Here is a 20,715-nt window from a genome sequence, read left to right on the forward strand (position 1 = left end):
GTGCGGAGGGGCAACGTGCCCGGCCCGGGGGGCCGTGCCCATTGCCCCTCCGCACGCCGACGCGATCCCGCGGTGTGGTCCCGTTGGGGGGTGAGTGGCTGGAGGAGGTCGGGTGGGATTGGAGAGCGAGTCGATCTGATGCGCGCGGATTGCGTGAGGTGTGGCTGCGGAGTGTGGGGGTTGGGCATTTGTGGTCGAGGTCTCGTCGTGCGGTGAGCGGGCATTCTGGCGTGGCCTGGGGGGCGACGGGCTGGCGCAGGCGGTGGGGGAGTTGCGAGGACCGAGGAGGGGCGAAACCTGGCTGAGCTGAGGCGGGCGCGAGCGGGTGTTCCTGCGGTGGGGCGCGGTGCGGCGGAATCGACTGCGCGGGGGGCCGTAGAGAGACCGACACCACCCGTCCGGGGAGACCGGGTCACCGGCTTCCCACACGTGGCCCCCTAATCTGTCCGGCATGGCCGCGACCAGTCAGCACGGTGCCGGGCCCGCTCGGCGCGCCGGCGGGGACGGCGGGCTTTTGCTGTTCCGCGTCGGCGGGGTGCCCGTATTGCTCGCCCCGTCGTGGTGGATCGGGTCGCTGATCATCGTCGTGCTGTACGCGCCGCTGGTCGGGCGGCTGCTGCCGGACGTTTCGACGCCGACCGCGTGGCTGCTCGCCGCCGCGTTCGCGGTGCTGCTCGGGCTTTCCGTGCTCGCGCACGAACTGGGGCACTGCCTGGTCGCGCTGCGGCTCGGGATCCCGGTCCGGCGGCTGCGGCTCTTCCTGCTCGGCGGACTGTCCGAAGTGGCCCGGACGCCGCGAAGGCCCGGCCAGGAAGGGCTGGTCGCCGCGGCCGGGCCCGCGGTTTCGCTGGTGCTGGGCGGGTTCTGCTCGCTGCTGCTGTTCGCGGTGCCGCCGCACGGCGCAGTGTGGCTCCTGGTCGCGGAGTGCGCGGTGGCCAACTTCGCGGTCGGGTTCTTCAACCTGCTCCCGGGTTTGCCGCTCGACGGCGGACGGCTCGTGCGCGCCGGCGTGTGGGCGGCGACCGGGCTGCGCGCCAAGGGGACGAAGGCGGCGGTCGCCGGCGGGGCGCTGGTCGCGACCGGGCTGATCGTCTGGGCGCTGCTCGGGCTGGCGATGCAGAGCCCGGACCGCTGGCTGCGGCTCGGCGTGTGCGTCGTGACGGCCTGGTTCGTGGTCCTCGGCGCGCGGTCCGAGCTGGCCGCGGAAGCCCGGCGCGGCTGGCCCTCCGGGCTGGAACTGTCCGATCTGGTGCGCCCGGTGCTGCAGCTTCCCGCGGAGAGCCCGGTTTCCGACGCGCTGGCCGCGTCGGCCGGACGCGGGGTCGTCCTGGTGCGCGCGGACGGCGTCGCGGCGGGATTGCTCGACGAGCAAGCGGCGCAACAGCTGGCGAGCGTCAGCCCGCACGCGCCCGCCGAGCAAGCGGCCGAACCGATCCGGGCGGAGACCGTGCTGCTGGCGTCGGAACCGGGGGAGGAGATCGCCGAGCGCGTGCGCGAGACGCCTGCCTGGCAGTTCCTCGTGGTCGACGACGAAGGCCGTCCGGCGGGCGTGCTGCGCCGCGAAGACCTGCGGACCGCGCTGACGCAGGGCCGCCGCGCCCAGTGAGGGGCACCCGCGCACGGCGGGCGCGGGGCGACCTGCGAGGATTCGACGTCGGCGTTCCGGGTTTCGCAGTGGAGGAAGAAGTTGTCGGTCAGCGGACCGTTTCGTGCAGGTGACCGGGTTCAGCTGACGGACTCGAAAGGCAGGCACTACACCCTCACGCTCGCCGACGGCGGCGAGTACCACACGCATCGCGGCGCTCTCGCGCACGACGACCTCATCGGCCGTCCCGAGGGCAGCGTGGTCACTTCGGCGGGCGGCAGCACGTATCTCGCGCTGCGGCCGCTGCTGCCGGACTACGTGCTGTCGATGCCCCGCGGCGCGCAGGTGATCTACCCCAAGGACGCCGCGCAGATCGTGATGTGGGGCGACATCTTCCCGGGCGCCCGCGTCCTCGAAGCCGGCGCCGGCTCGGGCGCGCTCACCTGCTCCCTGCTGCGCGCGGTCGGCCCGGCGGGCCAGGTGTTCTCCTACGAGATCCGCGACGACCACGCCGAGCACGCCGAGCGCAACGTCGTGAAGTTCTTCGGCGAGAAGCCGGACAACTGGACGCTCACCGTCGCCGATCTGGCCACGCACAGCGGCCAGGTCGACCGGGTCGTGCTGGACATGCTCGCGCCCTGGGACCAGCTGCCGAACGTCGCCGAGCACCTGGTGCCCGGCGGAGTGCTGACCGTGTACGTCGCCACCGTCACCCAGCTCTCGCGCGTCACGGAATCGCTGCGGGAACAGCAGTGCTGGACCGAGCCGGAGTCGTGGGAGACGCTGATGCGGCCGTGGCACGTGGTCGGGCTCGCGGTGCGTCCGGACCACCGGATGGTGGCGCACACCGCTTTCCTGCTCACCGCCCGTCGGCTCGCCGACGGCACAGTGTCACCGCGCGTTTCGCGACGGCCCAGCAAGGGCAAAGGCTAACCAGGGACGCACCAGCGACCGTTCTCGCGCCGCAGCGGGAACGGGGTTTCCTTGTGCCCGCCGGTCCCTTCGACCCGCACGGTCACGGTGGCTTCGTCGCCCGCGATCGCCGGTTGCCCGGCGAGCGAGACGCTGAACGGGCCCGCGGCGTCCCATTTGGCTTGGAGTTCCTTCAGCGCCGCAGCAGTTTGCGGTTTGCAAGTGAGAGTGCCGAATTCGGCGGAGTCGGCGCGCGCGATCGCGTCGACGAGAGTGCGGGCCAGTGCGGCGATCGCGGCCTGATCCGCCTGGGGCGCGGGCGCGGCGGACGTGCTGCTTCGCGGCGGAGGCGGGGGAGCGGGCGGTTCGGAGGCGGTGCGGGCGGGCCCCGGCGAGCCGATCGAGAGCAAGCCGAGGACACCGCCCGCGACAACGACCGCGAGCAGGCCGAGTGCCGTGCCGAGCCGGCGTCTCACCTAGTGGTCCGTGCTGACCTTCCCGAGGCACCAGGCCCCGCCCTGGCGCAGGGCGGTGAGAGTGCCGTCGGCGGTCTTCGAGGCCGTGGTGACGTGGTACTTCACCGTCGCCTGGTCGCCGTTCTCCTGCGGGCTGCTGGTCAGCTCGAAGTGGATGCCCGAGGGCATCTTCTCGGTCGTCGGCTTCTGGCCCTGGGTGAGGCTGGTGCACAGCATCGAGAACAGCCCCTCGGTGTCGGCGTTGTTGTACGCCTCCGACGCGGCCTGGAACAGCTCGCCCGAGGTCGCCTTCGCCCCGGCCGCCGCCGGGTAGTCCCCGCTGCCCGAACCCGACGAGGCCGACGGGGACGACGACGAACTGTCGGCCGGCCCGCTGGACTGCGGTCCCGGCGGGGCCGAAGAGGACGCGGGCGGGGCGGCGGTCTTGTCGTCCTTCTTGTCCCCGGTCAGCCAGATGACCAGGCCGGTCGCGCCGCCGAGCACGACCACCGCGGCGATCGCGATGCCGACGATCAGGCCGGTCTTCTTCTTTTTCGGCGGCTCCTCGCCGAACCCGCCGAACTGGCCGCCGGGCTGCTGCCCGTACGGCCCGCCGGGCTGGCCCGGCTGCCCGAACTGGCCGGGCTGCTGCCCGAACTGCCCGAACTGGTCCGGCTGCTGCCCGTACTGCGGGGGACCGCCCGGCTGCGGGTATCCGCCCTGGTAGGGGCCGCCCGGACCGGGACCGCCGGGGCCGGGCGCGGCCGGGAACCCGCCGGACTGCGGGCCCGGCTGCCCGCCCTGGTTCCATCCGCCCTGCTGAGGCTGCCCGTACTGCGGCTGGCCGCCGGGCTGCTGCCCGTACGGATTCGGCTGCTGTCCGCCCTGGTCCCAGCCGCCGGGCTGCTGCGGCGGATAAGTCATCTCGGTTCCCCCTGCCGTGCTCGCGAAAGTCCAGGCCACGAGCGGAGCGTGGCCACCCGGCGATGCTAGCCAGCCGGGCGGGTTTCCGCGCAGCCAACCCGCAACTCGGGTTTGCCGGCTGCCCGGCGGGGCACCCTTCAGGTGTTCAGTTCCGCGTTGCGGAAACCCGAGCGGAGCGGATTCCCGTCCGCGGCACCGAATCGGCCGCTTGCGCTGCGCACGCGGCCGTGCATGGCCGGAAGAACCGGAGGAAAAAGCACGACGCGCCGGTCTTGTGATGCGGAAAGGCCTTTTCTTGTCGGTGATCGCCGGTACCGTGGAATGAAAAGCACTCCGAGGAGGTGCCCGATGCATCATGACCTTCCCGGAGGTCGGCGCGAGGAGGCCGACCCTTCAGCAACCGGCGGAGCAGGGCAGACACCAGAGGAACAAGCCCGGCAGATCCGTTTTCTCGAGGAAGAAGTGGCGCTGCTGCGCCGCAGGCTCACCGATTCCCCGCGACAGAACCGCGTTCTCGAACAACGCCTCGCCGAGGCGTCGGAACGGGTGAGCCAGCTCACCGAGCGGAACACGAAACTCGTCGAAACCCTGCGCGAGGCGCGGGGCCAGCTGCTGGCCCTCCGCGAGGAGGTCGACCGGCTGGCCCAGCCGCCGAGCGGTTACGGGGTGTTCGTCGAGGCGTACGAGGACAACACGGTGGACGTCTACACCGCGGGGCGCAAGATGCGCGTCTCGGTGTCGCCCGCGGTGGAGGTCTCGTCGCTGCGGCGCGGGCAGGCGTTGCGGCTCAACGAGGCGCTCACGGTGGTCGAAGGCGGCGATTTCGAGCGCACCGGCGAGGTCTGCGCGCTGCGCGAAGTGCTCGCCCCGGACGTCGAGGGCGGCAGCACGCGCGCGCTCGTGGTCGGGCACGCGGACGAGGAGCGGGTGGTCCTGCTGTCGGACCCGCTCGCCGAGCAGCCGCTCAAACCCGGCGATTCGCTCCTGGTGGACTCGAAGGCGGGCTACGCCTACGAACGGGTGCCGAAGGCGGAGGTCGAGGACCTCGTGCTGGAGGAGGTGCCGGACGTCCGCTACGAGGACATCGGCGGCCTGACCCGGCAGATCGAGCAGATCCGCGACGCCGTGGAGCTGCCGTTCCTGCACGCGGACCTCTACGAGCAGTACCAGCTGCGCCCGCCGAAGGGCGTCCTGCTCTACGGCCCGCCCGGCTGCGGCAAGACGCTCATCGCCAAGGCGGTGGCGAACTCGCTGGCCAAGAAGGTGGCCGAGGCTCGCGGGGACAAGGCGGACGGCAAGTCCTACTTCCTCAACATCAAGGGCCCGGAGCTGCTGAACAAGTTCGTCGGCGAGACCGAGCGGTCGATCCGGCTGATCTTCCAGCGGGCGCGCGAAAAGGCCTCCGAGGGCACCCCGGTCATCGTGTTCTTCGACGAGATGGACTCGATCTTCCGGACCCGCGGCTCGGGCGTGTCGTCCGACGTGGAGACGACGATCGTGCCGCAGCTGCTGTCGGAGATCGACGGCGTCGAAGGGCTGGAGAACGTCATCGTCATCGGCGCCTCCAACCGCGAGGACATGATCGACCCGGCGATCCTGCGGCCGGGCCGGCTCGACGTGAAGATCAAGATCGAGCGTCCGGACGCCGAGGGCGCGAAGGACATCTTCTCGAAGTACCTGGCCGAGGGCCTGCCGATCCACGCCGACGACCTGGCGGAGTTCGGCGGGGACCAGAAGGCCACCTTCGACGCGATGATCCAGCACACCGTCGAGCGGATGTACGAGGAGAGCGACGAGAACCGGTTCCTCGAGGTCACCTACGCCAACGGGGACAAGGAAGTCCTGTACTTCCGCGACTTCAACTCGGGCGCGATGATCCAGAACATCGTGGACCGGGCGAAGAAGTCGGCGATCAAGTCGGTGCTGGAGACCAAGCAGCCCGGCCTGCGCGTGCAGCACCTGCTGGACGCGATCGTCGACGAGTTCGCGGAGAACGAGGACCTGCCCAACACCACCAACCCGGACGACTGGGCCCGGATCTCCGGCAAGAAGGGCGAGCGGATCGTCTACATCCGCACGCTCGTCACCGGCAAGAACCAGGAATCGGGGCGGGCGATCGACACCGCCACGAACACCGGTCAGTACCTGTAACCCAGCGCGAACACCGCGGGGCCGCCGGATTCCCCTCCGGCGGCCCCGCGGTGCGTCTCAGGGCCGCTCAGACCCGTTCCAGGACTGGTTGCCGCGCCCGGGAAAGCCGCCCGTGCGACGCCAGGATTCCGAGCACGACGAGCAATGCGCCGACCGGTTCGTTCCAGTGCACCGGCTCGTCGAGGACCAGCACTCCGAGCAGCACCCCGACCACTGGAGTGAGATAGGTCACAGCAGACGCGTTGGCGGCTCCCCAAGCAGTGGCGATCGCGGTGTTCCAGGTGTAGGCCACACCGGTGCCGAGGACGCCGAGCGCCAGCATGGACAGGACGACGGCGAGATTCAGGTGCACTGGCTGCGCGGCGATGACCGGCGTCGCCGCCAGGAGAAGCACTGTGGCGAAACCGGTTTGCCCGAACGCGACCACGACCGGATCCGGGTTGCGCGGCGACACGAACTTCCGCAGATACACGAAAGCCAGGCCGTAGCACGTGGTCGCGCCGAGGCAGGCGAGCTGGGCGAGGACCTCGTGGCTGAGATCGAAGCCGCGCCAGACGCCGACCAGCGTGAGCACGCCGGCGAAGCCGATCAGCAGCCCGACGGTTTTCGGCCGAGTGAGCCGTTCCGCGGGCAGCGCGGCCGCGGCGAACAGCATGGTCAGCAGGGGAGTGGTGGCATTGAAGATGCTGGCGAGCCCGGACGCGACATACTGCTCGGCCCACGAGTACAGCAGAAACGGACCCACGCAGAACAGCAGCGAAACCACCGCGAGATGCGCCCACAACGCCGGATCGCGGGGAAGCGATCGCCTGCGCAGCACCAGGAACGCCCCGAGCGTCAACGCGCCCAGCGCGACCCGCGCCAGTGCCACCTGGGCTGGCGACAGCCCCTCCAGGCCCACCTTGATGAACAGAAAACTCGCGCCCCACACGACGGCGAGCGCGACGAACCGCGCGGCGATGCCGAACCTCACTGAACCTCCGAAACGATCAACGGACTGCTGCGGCCAGTCAACGTCCGCGCCACGCCCGGAGTCCAGCAGGTTTCGGTCACTGTGCTCGCCGTCGGTGTATAACGCCCTATACTGCGGCGCGTGAGCACTGACCACACCCGTCCGCGCCCGCCGATCACCGAAGCCGACGTCCTGGCCTGGCTGGAGACGACCGCCGCCGCCGTCCAAGCGGGGGAGCTCAACGCGAACGACCTCATCGACCTGCTGGGAGAGCTGCGCCGCGCCTCAGCGGCCTGCGCCGACGCGTCCGACTGGGCACTCCTCGCCGCCCGCGAGGAAGGCGCCAGCCTCCGCCAGATCGCCCCGGTCTTCGGCAAAGGCTACGTCCGCGCACCCGCCGCCCGCCTCGAAAAACTCCACCGCCAAGCCCAGAACTCCAGCCAATGGCTCGCCATCCTCCGGCACAAACAAAGTGTATAACGACCTATACGGCTGGCGATTGGAAAACGCTCTGCGTCGCCTCACCTGAACACGCGCGAGCACTTCACGAAACCGCTCAAGACAAGGGGATCCCGATGGACCGCATCGCGGTGGGGCTGGCCGCGCTCGGCCGTCCGGCATACATCAACCTGGGCCGGGAATTGCCCGAAGTGCGGGATGTGCCGTCGATGCGAGCGGCGACGCACGAGGTGCTCGACGCCGCTTACGCGGCCGGAGTCCGGTGGGTCGATGTCGCGCGGTCCTACGGCCGTTCGGAGGAGTTCCTCGGCGGCTGGCTGGCCGACCGCGGACACCAGGACGTCACCGTCTCCAGCAAATGGGGCTACCGCTACGTCGGCGACTGGCGGCTGGACGCGGAGGTGCACGAAGTCAAGGAACACACGCTGGCGCGGTTCCGCGAGCAATGGGCGCGAACACGGGAGCTCCTGTCCGGGCACGTGCGCCTGTACCAGGTGCATTCGCTCACTGTGGACAGTCCACTTTTCACTGATCAGCCCCTGATCGACGCGCTGGCCGGGCTTTCCGCCGAGGGCGTCGAAGTCGGCTTCTCCACGTCCGGACCCGCGCAGGCGGACGTAGTGCGCCGGGCGTTCGGGCTGGAATCGGCCGGGCAGCCGGTGTTCGGGTCGGTCCAGTCCACCTGGAACGTCTTCGAGCCGTCGGCCGGTGCGGCGCTGGCCGAAGCGAAAGCGGCCGGGAAACGGGTGCTGGTCAAGGAAACGCTCGCGAACGGACGGCTCGTCGCGGAGGCTCCCGGGACGTTGCGGCGGATGGCCGAGGCGCACGGCGTCGGCCCGGACGCGATCGCGGTGGCCGCGGTGCTCGAGCAGGAGTGGGCTCCAGTGGCGGTGCTGGGTCCGTCGAGCCCGGCGCAGCTGGCCGCGAACCTCGCCGCCACCCAGGTGCGGTTGAGCGACGCAGACCGCGCTGCGCTGGGAGAACTCGCGCAGGACGCGCGGGAGTACTGGACGCTTCGATCCCACCTCGGGTGGAGCTGAGCGATTGCATTACCCTCGGGGCCCAGCATGGCCCGGGGCGGACGGGCAACAGTGAGCGCGGAGGGGCAACGTGCGTCGTCGGCAGGTGCCAGCAGTCGCGGTGCTGGTCGGGCTGGGCGCGCTGGCCGGGCTCGCCGGATGCGGCAATCGGCCCAACAATCTCGAGACCTACTACGACGATCCGGCTCCGGTGCCGGGCACGAGCGCTCAGGCGGCTCCGCCGGTGTCGCGGGCGGTCGATCCGCCGGCGGTTTCTTCTTCGCCGGCACCGGATCCGCGGCGCGCGGAGGCGGCGCTGCTGTCCGATTCGGACGTTGCCGAGGAGGGCGTGGCGCCGGGGCCGGGCCGCGTTTCCGGATGCCTGAGCGGGTTGGCCGCGGGCGAGCGCAAGTCGGTGAGCTGGGTTTATCCGAGCGGTTCGGCGTTGACGCACGAGGTCACCAGCTATCCGGACCGCTCCGGCGAGGACGTCGTGGCGGGCACGCGCTGCGCGGGGGCCGAGGTGCCGTTGCCGCCGCAGCCGGGGATCACCGTGCAGCGGGCGTGGTGCGAGGGCTCGACGTGCGCGGTGTTGGTGGCGAAGGGGAATCTCGTGTCGGCGTTGAGCGTGGCGGCGAGCACCCCGGCGCGAGCGCAGGACGCGGCGAAGCGGCTGCTGCCCAAAATCGCGGCGAAACTGACCGCTCAGCCGTAGCGGTTGCTGGCCGCCAGCTTGCGGCCTGGGCCGACGGTCGGCTTAACGGCGATCCCGCCGCGACGGCGGAGCCGGCGCCATCCAATACCGGCGGAACCACTCCTGTACCCCCGCGCGGCCGTCGGGGATGAACGGCGGCTCGGGTTCGGCGGCGAAGACCCAGGCGCGGAGTTCCTCGAGCGGAATCCAGCGTCCTTCGACGATTTCCTCGGCCTGGAGCCGGACCGGGCCGTCCCAGCGGACTTCGAAGGCGAAGTTGTGGCAGCGGATCGCGCCGTCGTCGTAGATCTTGGTGAACAGCGGTTCCGGTTCCACTCCGTGGACGCCGAGTTCTTCGGCGAGTTCGCGGCGCGCGCAGTCGGCGGGGGTTTCGCCCGCGGCGACGACTCCGCCCGCCCAGCAGTCCCAGGTGGAGGGGAAGATGTCCTTGTCCGCGGTGCGGAGGTGCACGTAGACCGACCGTCCGTCGCCCGATCGGACGAGAACGACGCCGGCGGCGTGCCAGAGCCCTTCCGCCCGCACCCGGGAGCGCAGCGTCTCGCCTACCGCGTTGCCCGCGTCGTCATAGAGGGCAACGAGTTCGTCACTGCCTGGCATGGGGGCATCGTCGCACGCGCCGAACCCGTAGGGTGGTGGCATGCGTCGGATCATGGGAACCGAAGTCGAGTACGGCATCGCCGTGCCCGGGGACGCCACGGCGAACCCGGTGCTCACCTCGACTCAGGTGGTGCTGGCCTACGCCGCGGCTGCGGACATCCCGAGGGCGCGCCGGGCGCGCTGGGACTACGAGGTGGAGTCGCCGTTGCGCGACGCGCGCGGGTTCGACCTGACCGGGCCGGGCGGGCCGGGGCACGACCCGGACGTTGAGGACCTCGGCGCGGCGAACGTCATCCTCACCAACGGCGCCCGGTTGTACGTGGACCACGCGCATCCGGAGTACTCCGCGCCGGAGGTCACGAACGCGCGGGACGCGGTGATCTGGGACAAAGCGGGCGAGCGGGTGATGGAGGAGGCCGCGCTCAAGGCGGCCACCGTGCCGGGGCAGCCGCCGTTGCAGCTGTACAAGAACAACGTGGACGGCAAGGGCGCGAGCTACGGCACGCACGAGAACTACCTGATGCAGCGGTCGACGCCGTTCACCGCGGTGATCGGCGGGCTGACGCCGTTCTTCGCGTCGCGGCAGGTGATCTGCGGTTCCGGCCGGGTGGGGATCGGGCAGCAGAGCGAGGAGGCGGGTTTCCAGCTTTCGCAGCGCTCGGACTACATCGAGGTCGAGGTCGGGCTGGAGACCACGCTCAAGCGCGGGATCATCAACACGCGCGACGAGCCGCACGCGGACGCGGACAAGTACCGGCGGCTGCACGTGATCATCGGGGACGCGAACTTGTCGGAGTACTCGACGTACCTGAAGGTCGGGACGACGGCGCTGGTGCTGGACCTGATCGAGGCCGGCGTGCGGTTCGACGACCTGAAGCTGGACGAGCCGGTGCGGGCGGTGCACAAGATCAGCCACGACCCGACGCTGAAGACGAAGGTCGAGCTCGCGAACGGGAAGAAGTTCACCGGCCTGGACCTGCAGTTCGCCTATCACGAGCTGGCGGCGGCGAACCTCGAGCGCACCGGCGCGGACGAGGCGTCGAAGGAAGTGCTGCGGGTGTGGGGCGAGGTGCTGGACGCGCTGGCGAGGGATCCGCAGGAGTGCGCGGACCGGCTGGACTGGCCGGCGAAGCTGCGGCTGCTGGAGGGCTACCGGGAGCGGGACCAGCTGGCCTGGGGCGCGCCGCGGCTGCGGCTGGTGGACCTGCAGTATTCGGACGTGCGGCTGGGCAAGGGCCTGTACAACCGGCTGGTGACGCGGGGGTCGATGAAGCGGCTGGTCACCGAGGAGGAGGTGCAGGCGGCGATCACGAATCCGCCGTCGGACACGCGCGCCTACTTCCGGGGCCGGGCGCTGGAGAAGTACGCGTCGTCGATCGCGGCGGCGTCGTGGGATTCGGTGATTTTCGACGTGGGCCGGGAGTCGCTGGTGCGGATCCCGACGCTGGAGCCGCTGCGGGGGACGAAGGCGCACGTCGGGAAGCTGCTGGACGCGGCGGCGACGGCGGAGGAGCTGGTGGAGGCGATCACCGGTTCGGACTAGCGCGATCCCGGCGTTTCGGGCCGAGGGAAGGCCCTTTTCGTCGGTACCGCTGGGTAGGCTAGGGAACATCGGCCAGACCGGGAGGCGAGATGGCGCAGGAGAAGATCGAGAAGCACGGCGGCGGCGACTCCGACGAGGAGTTCGACGGCGCCGGTGCGGCGGGCCAGGAGCGGCGGGAGAAGCTCGGCGAGGACGTGGACACGATCCTCGACGAGATCGACGACGTGCTGGAAGAGAACGCCGAGGACTTCGTCCGCGCTTACGTGCAGAAGGGCGGCGAGTAGCCGCCTGCCCGTCGCGGCCGCCCCGGGTGCGGGGCGGGGCGGCGGGCGCGCTGGGCCGGAGGTTTCGCGCGGTGGCGCCGGGGGCAGCTTGTCCCCGGCGTTGCCGGGCACGGGATGAGATGGGAACCGAGAGCACGTATGGACAACACCTCCTCTGGGGCGGGTTTTTCCGGGCCCGGACTGCCGTCGGCCTATTTTTCGCCGGCGATGTCGTCGTTCGCGGATTTCGTGCGCGCGACCGCGCCGGAGCTGCTGCCCGCGCGGCGGGTGCCGGCGGGCGCGGCTGAGCTGGACGCGCCGCACGGCACGACGATCGTGGCGGTCGCGTTCGCCGGCGGGGTGCTGATCGCCGGCGACCGGCGGGCGACGTCGGGGAACCTGATCGCGAGCCGGGACATCGAGAAGGTGCACGTCACGGACGAGTACTCGGCGGTGGGCATCGCGGGGACCGCGGGGCTGGCCGTGGAGATGGTCCGGTTGTACGCGGTGGAGCTGGCGCATTACGAGAAGATCGAGGGCGTTTCGCTTTCGCTGGACGGCAAGACGAACAAGCTGGCCGGGATGGTGAAGGCCAACCTGGAGATGGCGATGGCGGGCCTGGCGGTCGTGCCGTTGTTCGTCGGGTACGACCTGGAGGCCGAGGACGCGAAGCACGCGGGCCGGATCGTGTCGTACGACGCGGCGGGCGGGCGGTATGAGGAGCACGCCGGGTACGCCAGCGTCGGTTCGGGTTCGCTGTTCGCGAAGTCGTCGCTGAAGAAGCTCTACGACCCGGACGCGGATGTGGACGCGGCGGTGCGGACGGCGCTGGAGGCGTTGTACGACGCGGCGGACGACGACACCGCGAGCGGCGGGCCGGATCTGGTGCGGCGGATTTTCCCGAACGTCATCACCATCACCGCGGAGGACGGCGCGGTGGTGCTTCCCGCGGAGCAGACGGGCGCGGTGGCCGAGGCGGTGGTGGCCGGGCGCGCGGAGCGCAATCACCACCGGCCGGTCTGAGGCCGCCGATGTCCGCTGAATCAATGATTGCCGAGTTTTCGGAGAACGTGGAGCCGACACCGTGACGATGCCGTTGTATGCCTCTCCCGAGCAGTTGATGCGGGAGCGTTCCGAGCTGGCGCGCAAGGGGATCGCGCGGGGCCGGAGCGTGGTGGTGCTGAAGTATTCCGGCGGGGTGCTGTTCGTCGCGGAGAACACTTCGGCGACTTTGCACAAGGTCGCGGAGATCTATGACCGGATCGGGTTCGCCGCGGTGGGCCGGTTCTCGGAGTTCGAGAATCTGCGGGTGGCGGGGATCCGGCACGCGGATCTGAAGGGCTACCAGTACGACCGGCGGGATGTGAGCGCGCGGGCGCTGGCCAACGCTTACGCGGCGACGCTGGGCAGCATTTTCACCGAGCAGCTGAAGCCGTTCGAGGTGGAGGTCTGCCTGGCGGAGGTCGGGGCGACCGCGGCCGAGGACCAGCTGTACCGGTTGACGTTCGACGGCGGGATTTTCGACGAGTCGCCGTTCGTGGTGATGGGCGGCCAGACGGACACGATCAGCGCGAAGCTGAAGGACGTCGTGGATCCGGAGCACGATCTGCGGACGGCGCTGGCGTCGGCGATCGAGGGGTTGCGGGCGACCGCGACGCCGAACGGCAATGGCGCGGCGGCCGAGACGGAGATCAAGCTCGAGGTCGCGGTGCTGGACCGGGCGCGGCCGCGGCGGGCGTTCCGGCGGTTGTCGGGGGCGGCGCTGGAGGCGTTGCTGCCGGCGAAGGAGGAGCCTGCCGAGCAGTCGGACAGCTCCGGCGAGGGCGGTTTGGGCAAGGACGCCGACAAGGGCTCGGACAACGGTTCCGACAAGGGCGAGGGTTCCGCCGAGAAGGAATGACGTGAGCACCCAGGTGTCTCGGTAGGCCTCGGGTGCGGTCGACCGCTCAGGCTGTGCCGGATCCGTTCTCGGTGCTCCGGCCAGAAAACCTCGCTGTGGGCCGTCGGTGAAAACCGGCGGCCCACAGTCGGCTTTTCGGTGATACTCCCGGGGTGACGTGTGTGCTGGTGACCCCGTGGTGGCGTCGTCGGGTCGCCGGGGACGGTTCCGCCGCGGGCGGCGTGGCACCGACGGCGATTCTCGACTGGCGCGACCCATCCGTGCGGTCGTTGGCGCGGGCGACGTCTTCGGAGGACCGGCTTGCCGGGTTGCGGGCGGCACACCTGGTGATCGCCGGGGCAGTGCGGCCGGGGTATGCGGTGCGGGAGCGGCAGCCGATCTCCCGGACGCTGCGCCGCGGCCGGGGTTCGTGCAGTCAGCGGCTGGCGATCCTGGAGGGAGTCGCGCGGGCGCAAGGGGTTCCGACCCGGGTGCGGGGTCTGCTCGTGGATGGCCGGTTCTGGTATCCGCGGTTTCCCCGGGCGAAGTTCCTGGTGCCGTCGCGGGTGCTGGTGGCGTGGCCGGAGTTCCGGGTCGACGATGCCTGGGTGCCGGTCGGGGAGTTGTTCGGGCTTTTGCCCGAGCTGGCGGCGGGTCCGGGATTCTCGAATGACGGCGGGGAAACGCTGTTCGACGCGGTGTCCCGCACGGCGATCGACTGGGACGGCGTCACCTGCGGAACCGGCGGAGCGTGCGACCTGTCCGCGACCGTCCTGGCGGATCTGGGCCGCTTCGATTCCCGTGACGAGTTGTTCCGGCGGCACGGGCAGACGCTGTCCGGACCGGTGACGCGGCTCGTCGACCCCGTGCTCAGCCGGTGCGCGCCGAGCTAGAGCGACTCCAGCCGCTGCCGCAGATGCGCGCGCTCCGGCTCGGTTCCCGCGCAGGCCAACGCTTCCTGATACGCGGCCGCTGCTTCCTCGTCGCGGCCGAGGCGGTGCAGCAGGTCTCCGCGAGCCGCGGCATACGGGTGGTAGCCCTGCAGCCGCGGTTCGCCGGCCAGACCGTCCAGGAGTTTCAGTCCGGCTTCGGGGCCGTCGCGCATCGCGACCGCGGCCGCGCGGTTGAGCGCGACCACCGGGGTCGGCGTGAGCGTCAGCAGGATGTCGTACAGCGCGACGATCTGCGGCCAGTCGGTGCGGGCGACGTCCGGTGCTTCGGCGTGGAGCGCGGCGATCGCCGACTGCACCCCGTACGGCCCGGGCGGTCCGCCGGTGAGCGCGATCGGCACGAGCGCATTGCCCTCGTCGATCAGGGTCGCGTCCCAGGCGGTCCGGTCCTGGTCTTCCAGCAGGACGAACTCGCCGGCCGGACCGGTGCGCGCCGCCCGCCGGGCGTGGACCAGCAACAGCAGCGCCAGCAGGCCGGTGACTTCGCGTTCGTCCGGCAGCAGGCGGTGCAGGATCCGGGCCAGCCGGATGGCCTCCTCGGCCAGGTCCGGGCGCTGGATCTCCGGGCCGGAACTGGCCGCGTAGCCCTCGGTGAACAGCGAATACAGCACCTGCAGCACGCCGGGCAGCCGCGCGTGCAGCTCGTCGCCGGAGGGAACGCGGAACGGGATGCGGTGGTCGCGGATCCGGTTCTTGGCCCGCACGATCCGTTTCGCCATCGTCGCGGTCGGCACGAGGAACGCTCGCGCCACCTCGGGCGTGGTGAGGCCGGCCAGGCAGCGGAGCGTGAGCGCGAGGCGGTCTTCGGCGGCCAGCGCAGGATGGGCGCAGGTGAAGAACAGCTGGAGCCGGTCGTCGGGCAGGTCGCCGTCGGCCCCGGGCGGCGGGGGAGGGTCGGTGCGGTCGGATTCGGCTTGCAGGACCGCCAGTTTCGCCGCGTACGCCTGGTCCCGGCGAAGCCGGTCGACGGCCTTGCGGCGCGCGGTCGTCATCAGCCACGCGCCGGGTTTGGGCGGGACGCCGTCGATCGGCCAGCGCATCAGGGCGGCTTCCACCGCTTCGGCGGCGACCTCCTCGGCCAGGTCGAGGTCGCCGAACCGGCGGACGAGCGCGCCGAGCAGGCGGCCGTGCTCCTCGCGGAACACGGCCGCCACGGACTCTCGCGCGTCAGGCACTGAACTCGGCGATCGGGCGGACCACGATCGAACCGTCGCGGGCGCCGGGGCAGCGGGCCGCCCAGTCGAGTGCCGCGTCGAGATCCGGGACGTCCAGCACGTAGAACCCGCCGAGCAGCTCGCGGGTCTCGGCGAACGGGCCGTCGGTGGTGATCGAGCGTTCGCCGTCCGCGCCGACGCTCACCTTGGTCGCGGTCACGAGATCGGCGAGCGACTCTCCGTGGACGTACACCCCCGCGTCGCGGACTTCCTTGTCGTAGGCCATCCAGTCCGCGGGCTCGCAGCCGGCGGCCCCGCCCTGCTCGGTGGCCGCGGAGGCGTGGATCAGCAGCAGGTACTTCATGGTCAGGCTCCTTCGTCGGACAGCGCGGCCGGAGTGCCGCACTGCCCTCACCACGAACGGCGCCCGCCCGGATGGACAGGGCCCGGAGACATTTTCTCCGGACGTTCCGCTCAGGAGACCGCGGGCGCGGTGCGGAAGTTCTGATCGGCGAAGGCGAGCATGTAGGGGAGCGTCGCGCGGGCGGTGTGCCAGGTGTGGTTGAACCCGCGTTCGGCGTGCACCACGACCTCCTGGCCTCGGCGTTCCAGAGACGCGGCGATGCGGTGCGCGGTCGCGACGTCGGTCGGCGCGCCGGTGCCGACGGTGAGCATCACGGCGATCTTCTGCGGGAACGGCATCGTCGGGATGTAGCGGCGCGGGGTGTTCGCCGCGATCGCCGCCTGGTTGCCGCCCAGGACGCCGACCGAGTCGTTCAGGTCGTCGTACGGCAGCGAGATCAGCAGCGTGCCGAATTCGTCGAGGTGGTGCAGCCCGATGTTCAGCGCGCCGAAGCCGCCGCCGGACATGCCGCCGAGCGCGCGGTGGCCGCGGTCGGGCAGGGTGCGGTAGTGCTGGTCGACCGATGGCACGATGCTGCTGGCGAGGTACGTCTCCAGCTGCGGCCCGCCCGGGACGTTCAGGCATTCCCAGTCGGTGCTCGGCCGGTTGGCGGTGAGGTCGACGCTCACGACGATCATCGGCTGGATCACGTGCGCGTCCTCGAGGCTTTTCAGCGTCTGCGGCGCGGAGCCGGAGGTGAGCCAGTCGCGCGGCCCGCCGTAGGGGTAGCCGTGGATGAGGTAGACGACCGGGTAGCGCTTGGCCGCGTTCGCCGGGTCGTGGTAGCCGGCCGGGAGGATCACGTAGTTCTCGCCGTTCGACACGCCGTGCGCCGGATCGGGCACGTTCAGCACCTCGGTGCTGCTGGCGGAACTGGCCGGAGCCGCGGGGTGGGCGGCGGACGGGGAACTGCCGCTGCTCCCGCCGGTGGAGCTGTCCGGAGAACTGGGGTCGGCGCTGTCGTCCGGGTCGTCGGTGCCGCTGCGCAGCAGGGTGCCCGCCACGTTCATCGCGCCGCCCCCGCGCTGCAGCAGCCTGCCGAGGTCGCTGGGCGTGCGGACGTAGCCGACGTAGCTGTTGACCGCGGTGACCGCGGCGATCAGGAACAGCGCGATCGAACCGCTGATGCCCCAGCGGCGCACGCGGCGGCGGTGCGCGAGCGCGATGGTCACGGCCAGCACCGCCGCGGCGGCCCCGGCGAACGCGAGCCACAGCAGCGGGGATTCGAGCGGCCCGATGTCCCTGGCCTGGGTGGTGACCGACGGCGGCAGGACCGGGTCGACCGCCCGCGGGAACAGCCCGGTCATCCGCGGCCTGCCGGAGACGGGCAGCGGTGACCGCGGGAACAAAGACGCACTGAAAAGACCCCTGCCGTGAACTGGTGCGGACAGGGCAGTCCGCACCTCGAAGATCACGCTAGGGAGGGCTCGCTGTGGATTCGTTGAGAAACGGTAAAGAAATGATCAAGCACTGTCGCAGGGGAGGCGAGCTGACGGTAATCGTGCAGGTCAGGGCCGGAAGGACCGGGCGTCGCGTGGCGAAGACCTCGATGCCCGGCCGGGCGCTCGTCGAGGGACCTTAGGGCACGACGCGGTCAGGAGCCGCGGTCCGGGTTCCGGTAGACGGTCAGCGCGCTCGGCCGCGACCGGAACCGGAACTCCCGCCCGAGCGGGCCGACCTCGCCGTCGGTGGCCACCCGGCGGTTCCCGTCGAGCAGCCGAACGTGCAATTCCGGCAGGTCCCGCTGCCGGTAGACGTGGCTGGCGTGCAGGCTGTTGGTCAGGCTCGCGAGCACGAACCGGGTCCGCGACCAGCGCACGTCGGCCCGCACGTAGCGGACGTCGAGCAGGCCGGTGTCGAGCGCCGGGCGCCGCGACGGCGCGAACCCCTTCGGCGCGTACGTGCCGTTGCCGACGAAGATCAGCCACACCTGCGTCGGCTTCCCGTTCAGCCGCACCCGCAGCGGTTTCGCCCGCCGCAGCGCGCGCACGAGCGCGATCGCCGCGGACGGCCACTTCGGGAACCGGCTTTGCAGCTTTTCCCGCAGCCGCACCATCTCCGGGTACCCGCCGAGGCTGGCGGTGTTGACGAACCAGCGGTGCTCGGGCTCGCCGGAGCCGTCGATCTCCACCTCGGCCAGGTCGACGCCGACCGCGTGGCCGCCCTCGGTCGCCTCGTCCGCGTCCGGCATGGAGCGGACCCCGATGTCGCGGGCGAAATGGTTGAGCGTCCCGGCCGGGATGAGCGCGAGCGGCAGCCCGCGTTCGGCCGCGACCGACGCCACGGCCGCGACCGTGCCGTCCCCGCCCGCCACGCCGAGCGCGCGGACCGAACCGTGCGCTTCGATCTCGTCGGCGAGCTGCTCGCGCAGATCCCGCGACGGGTCCGGGTAGATCAGCGACGCCTTCGGCCACGCGTAGCGGACGTCCTCGGTCGGGTCCTGGCCGTTGACGCCCGAATGCGGGTTGACCAGCGCCAGCATGTCCTCGCCGTCGCGCATCTCGGGCGCTTCCGCCGCGTGCGCGGTGCGGGCGCGCACGTCCGGGTGCAGCGGCCACCAATGCCGGGTCAGCACCGCGACCCCGGTCCCGATCGCCAGCCCGGCGGCGACGTCGCTCGGCCAGTGCACGCCGGTGTGCACCCGCGAGTACGCGACCGCCCCGGCGAGCGGGACGATCGCCAGCCCGGCCCGCGGCGACTCCATCGCGACCGCGGCCGCGAACGCGGCGGCCGAAGCCGAATGCCCGGACGGGAACGACGACGACGTCGGCCGCTTCCGCAGCTGCCGGTGCGCGGGAACCTCCTCCTCGGCCGGACGGCGGCGCGGGAACAACGGCTTCGCGACCAGGTTCGCCGCGGCGCTCGCCCCGGCGATGGCGGCGATCCCGCGCAGCGCGCCCCGCCGCGCCGGGCCCTTCCGGACCGCCAGCACGGCCGCCACGCCCCACCAGAGCCGCGATTTGTCCGCACTCCGGGACAACGCGGTCACCACGTCGTCGGCCCGGGTGCGCGGCAGCGCCGCGCTGTGCCGCATCAGGGCCCGGTCGCGCCGCCCTACCTGCCGGAACGCCCGGCCGACCTGCTGGAACACTGCCGTCCACCTCCGCTGGCCGCGCCGGATCGCCACCGGTCCCGAGACCGGTTTCCGCCGCAATGTCACCACTTGCAACGTACCGACCGCGTGTCGCCGCCCGAACGGCGCACCTTCCCCGGGGGTCCAGCGCCTACTCTGGTGGGATGCAGCGGCGGATCTTTGGCATCGAGACCGAGTTCGGGGTCACGTGCACCTTTCACGGCCAGCGCAGGCTCTCGCCCGACGAGGTCGCGCGCTATCTCTTCCGGCGGGTCGTCTCGTGGGGACGCTCGTCCAACGTGTTCCTGTCCAACGGCTCCCGGCTCTACCTCGACGTGGGCTCGCACCCGGAGTACGCGACGGCCGAATGCGACGACCTGACCCAGCTCGTCACGCACGACAAGGCAGGCGAGCGGATCCTCGAGGACCTCCTCGTGGACGCCGAGCGCAGGCTCGCCGACGAGGGCATCGGCGGCGACATCTTCCTGTTCAAGAACAACACCGACTCGGCGGGCAACTCCTACGGCTGCCACGAGAACTACCTGGTGACCCGGGCCGGGGAATTCTCCCGGATCGCCGACGTGCTGCTGCCCTTCCTCGTCACCCGCCAGCTCATCTGCGGCGCGGGCAAGGTCCTGCAGACCCCGCGCGGCGCGGTGTACTGCCTGTCCCAGCGCGCCGAGCACATCTGGGAAGGCGTCTCCAGCGCCACCACCCGGTCCCGGCCGATCATCAACACGCGCGACGAGCCGCACGCCGACGCCGAGCGTTACCGGCGCCTGCACGTCATCGTCGGAGACTCCAACATGGCCGAGCCCACCACGATGCTGAAGATCGGGTCGGCGAACCTCGTGCTGGAGATGATCGAGGCCGGGGTCCAGTTCCGCGACTTCACCCTCGACAACCCGATCCGCGCGATCCGGGAGATCAGCCACGACCTCACCGGACGCCGCCAGGTCCGCCTCGCCGGCGGCCGCGAGGCCTCCGCGCTGGACATCCAGCGGGAGTACCACGCCAGGGCGGTCCAGCACCTCAAAGAGAACGGGTCCACGCCCGCCAACGAGCGGGTCGTCGAGCTCTGGGGCCGCGCGCTCGAGGCGGTCGAGCAGCAGGACTTCAGCAAGATCGACACCGAAATCGACTGGGCGATCAAACACCGCCTGGTCGAGCGGTACCGGGCCAAGCACGACCTGGACCTCTCCAGCCCGCGCGTGGCGCAGCTCGACCTGGCCTACCACGACATTCGCCGCGGGCGCGGCATCTTCGACCTGCTGCAGCGCAAGGGACTGGTCCGCCGCGTCACCGACGACGGCGAGATCGAGGCCGCCAAGGACACCCCGCCGCAGACGACCCGCGCCAAACTGCGCGGCGACTTCATCGCGGCGGCCCAAGCAGCCGGGCGGGACTTCACCGTCGACTGGGTGCACCTCAAGCTGAACGACCAGGCACAGCGGACCGTGCTGTGCAAGGACCCGTTCCGGTCGGTGGACGAGCGAGTGGAACGGCTGATCGGGTCGCTGTGACATGGCGCTGTGTTTGATGGCGCCGACTCCGTCGTCGCGGGCGGGATCGCTGTGTTTGATTGCGTCGGCTCCGCCGCCGCGGCGGGATCGCCTTTAAGTCGGCGTGCGGAGGGGCAGTGCGCCCGGCCTGGGGGCCGTGCACACTGCCCCTCCGCACG

The 20,715-nt window shown here is 71.2% G+C and carries 20 protein-coding genes; 12 read left to right on the top strand and 8 right to left on the bottom strand.

Going from position 1 to position 20,715, the window contains the following annotated elements:
* Positions 1–451 precede the first annotated feature (451 nt).
* Positions 452–1,606, top strand: a complete 1,155-nt coding sequence (locus L942_RS21835; RefSeq protein WP_051166143.1) for a M50 family metallopeptidase — start codon at positions 452–454, stop codon at positions 1,604–1,606.
* An 81-nt stretch (positions 1,607–1,687) separates the two neighbouring features.
* Positions 1,688–2,518 carry a tRNA (adenine-N1)-methyltransferase gene (locus L942_RS21840; protein ID WP_037363461.1) on the top strand — a complete coding sequence of 277 codons (831 nt, stop codon included), beginning with the start codon at positions 1,688–1,690 and terminating at the stop codon, positions 2,516–2,518.
* On the opposite strand, the gene L942_RS45500 is transcribed toward L942_RS21840, so the two are convergent.
* Together L942_RS45500 and L942_RS21850 are read right to left on the bottom strand one after the other, a co-directional pair.
* On the bottom strand, positions 2,515–2,973 hold the full coding sequence (locus L942_RS45500) for a hypothetical protein (protein ID WP_037363463.1): 459 nt from the start codon (positions 2,971–2,973) through the stop codon (positions 2,515–2,517). The two genes, L942_RS21840 and L942_RS45500, sit on opposite strands and share 4 nt — an antisense overlap.
* Positions 2,974–3,876 (bottom strand): hypothetical protein, encoded by a 903-nt coding sequence (locus L942_RS21850; protein WP_037363466.1) that lies wholly within the window; start codon positions 3,874–3,876, stop codon positions 2,974–2,976. It abuts the gene before it with no gap.
* Between the two features lie 348 nt (positions 3,877–4,224).
* On the opposite strand from L942_RS21850, the gene arc reads away from it, so the two are divergent.
* A complete protein-coding gene (gene arc / locus L942_RS21855; RefSeq protein ID WP_037363467.1) occupies positions 4,225–6,027 on the top strand; it encodes a proteasome ATPase in 1,803 nt (600 codons plus the stop codon).
* A 67-nt stretch (positions 6,028–6,094) separates the two neighbouring features.
* Here the strand turns inward: arc and L942_RS21860 are convergent, their stop codons facing one another.
* Positions 6,095–7,000: a DMT family transporter gene (locus L942_RS21860; protein ID WP_037363471.1), complete on the bottom strand. Its 906-nt coding sequence runs from the start codon at positions 6,998–7,000 to the stop codon at positions 6,095–6,097.
* A 120-nt stretch (positions 7,001–7,120) separates the two neighbouring features.
* On the opposite strand from L942_RS21860, the gene L942_RS21865 reads away from it, so the two are divergent.
* The 3 genes from L942_RS21865 (at position 7,121) to L942_RS21875 (ending at position 9,172) form a co-directional block, all read left to right on the top strand.
* Entirely contained in the window at positions 7,121–7,459 is a 339-nt protein-coding gene (locus tag L942_RS21865; protein WP_037363474.1) for a hypothetical protein, read from the top strand.
* 95 nt (positions 7,460–7,554) lie between these two features.
* Entirely contained in the window at positions 7,555–8,478 is a 924-nt protein-coding gene (locus tag L942_RS21870; protein WP_106964976.1) for an aldo/keto reductase, read from the top strand.
* A 70-nt stretch (positions 8,479–8,548) separates the two neighbouring features.
* The gene (locus tag L942_RS21875; protein ID WP_037363476.1) at positions 8,549–9,172 is read left to right on the top strand and encodes a hypothetical protein; all 624 of its coding nucleotides are present in this window, start codon (positions 8,549–8,551) and stop codon (positions 9,170–9,172) included.
* A gap of 42 nt (positions 9,173–9,214) precedes the next feature.
* Here the strand turns inward: L942_RS21875 and L942_RS21880 are convergent, their stop codons facing one another.
* Entirely contained in the window at positions 9,215–9,769 is a 555-nt protein-coding gene (locus L942_RS21880; protein ID WP_051166144.1) for an NUDIX hydrolase, read from the bottom strand.
* A gap of 40 nt (positions 9,770–9,809) precedes the next feature.
* On the opposite strand from L942_RS21880, the gene dop reads away from it, so the two are divergent.
* The 5 genes from dop (at position 9,810) to L942_RS21905 (ending at position 14,347) form a co-directional block, all read left to right on the top strand.
* A complete protein-coding gene (gene dop, locus L942_RS21885; RefSeq protein WP_037363478.1) occupies positions 9,810–11,312 on the top strand; it encodes a depupylase/deamidase Dop in 1,503 nt (500 codons plus the stop codon).
* A gap of 89 nt (positions 11,313–11,401) precedes the next feature.
* Positions 11,402–11,596 carry a ubiquitin-like protein Pup gene (locus L942_RS21890; protein ID WP_037363480.1) on the top strand — a complete coding sequence of 65 codons (195 nt, stop codon included), beginning with the start codon at positions 11,402–11,404 and terminating at the stop codon, positions 11,594–11,596.
* Between the two features lie 138 nt (positions 11,597–11,734).
* Positions 11,735–12,598 carry a proteasome subunit beta gene (prcB, locus tag L942_RS21895; protein ID WP_037363483.1) on the top strand — a complete coding sequence of 288 codons (864 nt, stop codon included), beginning with the start codon at positions 11,735–11,737 and terminating at the stop codon, positions 12,596–12,598.
* Between the two features lie 61 nt (positions 12,599–12,659).
* Entirely contained in the window at positions 12,660–13,475 is an 816-nt protein-coding gene (prcA, locus tag L942_RS21900; protein WP_037363485.1) for a proteasome subunit alpha, read from the top strand.
* Positions 13,476–13,627: 152 nt separating this feature from the next.
* Positions 13,628–14,347, top strand: a complete 720-nt coding sequence (locus L942_RS21905) for a transglutaminase domain-containing protein (RefSeq protein ID WP_037363488.1) — start codon at positions 13,628–13,630, stop codon at positions 14,345–14,347.
* Here L942_RS21905 and L942_RS21910 read toward each other — a convergent pair.
* The 4 genes from L942_RS21910 to L942_RS21925 all read right to left on the bottom strand — a co-directional run bounded on the left by L942_RS21910 (position 14,344) and on the right by L942_RS21925 (position 18,995).
* A complete protein-coding gene (locus tag L942_RS21910) occupies positions 14,344–15,549 on the bottom strand; it encodes an RNA polymerase sigma factor (protein WP_326929354.1) in 1,206 nt (401 codons plus the stop codon). The two genes, L942_RS21905 and L942_RS21910, sit on opposite strands and share 4 nt — an antisense overlap.
* Positions 15,550–15,571: 22 nt before the next feature.
* Positions 15,572–15,922 (bottom strand): YciI family protein, encoded by a 351-nt coding sequence (locus tag L942_RS21915; RefSeq protein WP_037363493.1) that lies wholly within the window; start codon positions 15,920–15,922, stop codon positions 15,572–15,574.
* 110 nt (positions 15,923–16,032) lie between these two features.
* Positions 16,033–17,268 carry an alpha/beta hydrolase gene (locus L942_RS21920; RefSeq protein ID WP_037363495.1) on the bottom strand — a complete coding sequence of 412 codons (1,236 nt, stop codon included), beginning with the start codon at positions 17,266–17,268 and terminating at the stop codon, positions 16,033–16,035.
* A 287-nt stretch (positions 17,269–17,555) separates the two neighbouring features.
* Positions 17,556–18,995: a bifunctional phosphatase PAP2/diacylglycerol kinase family protein gene (locus L942_RS21925; protein WP_440201334.1), complete on the bottom strand. Its 1,440-nt coding sequence runs from the start codon at positions 18,993–18,995 to the stop codon at positions 17,556–17,558.
* Between the two features lie 203 nt (positions 18,996–19,198).
* Between L942_RS21925 and pafA the strand changes: the two genes are divergently transcribed.
* A complete protein-coding gene (gene pafA / locus L942_RS21930) occupies positions 19,199–20,557 on the top strand; it encodes a Pup--protein ligase (RefSeq protein WP_037363497.1) in 1,359 nt (452 codons plus the stop codon).
* Positions 20,558–20,715 lie beyond the last annotated feature (158 nt).

The sequence above is a fragment of the Amycolatopsis orientalis DSM 43388 genome (genome assembly GCF_000411975.1).
Classification (GTDB): domain Bacteria; phylum Actinomycetota; class Actinomycetes; order Mycobacteriales; family Pseudonocardiaceae; genus Amycolatopsis; species Amycolatopsis orientalis_D.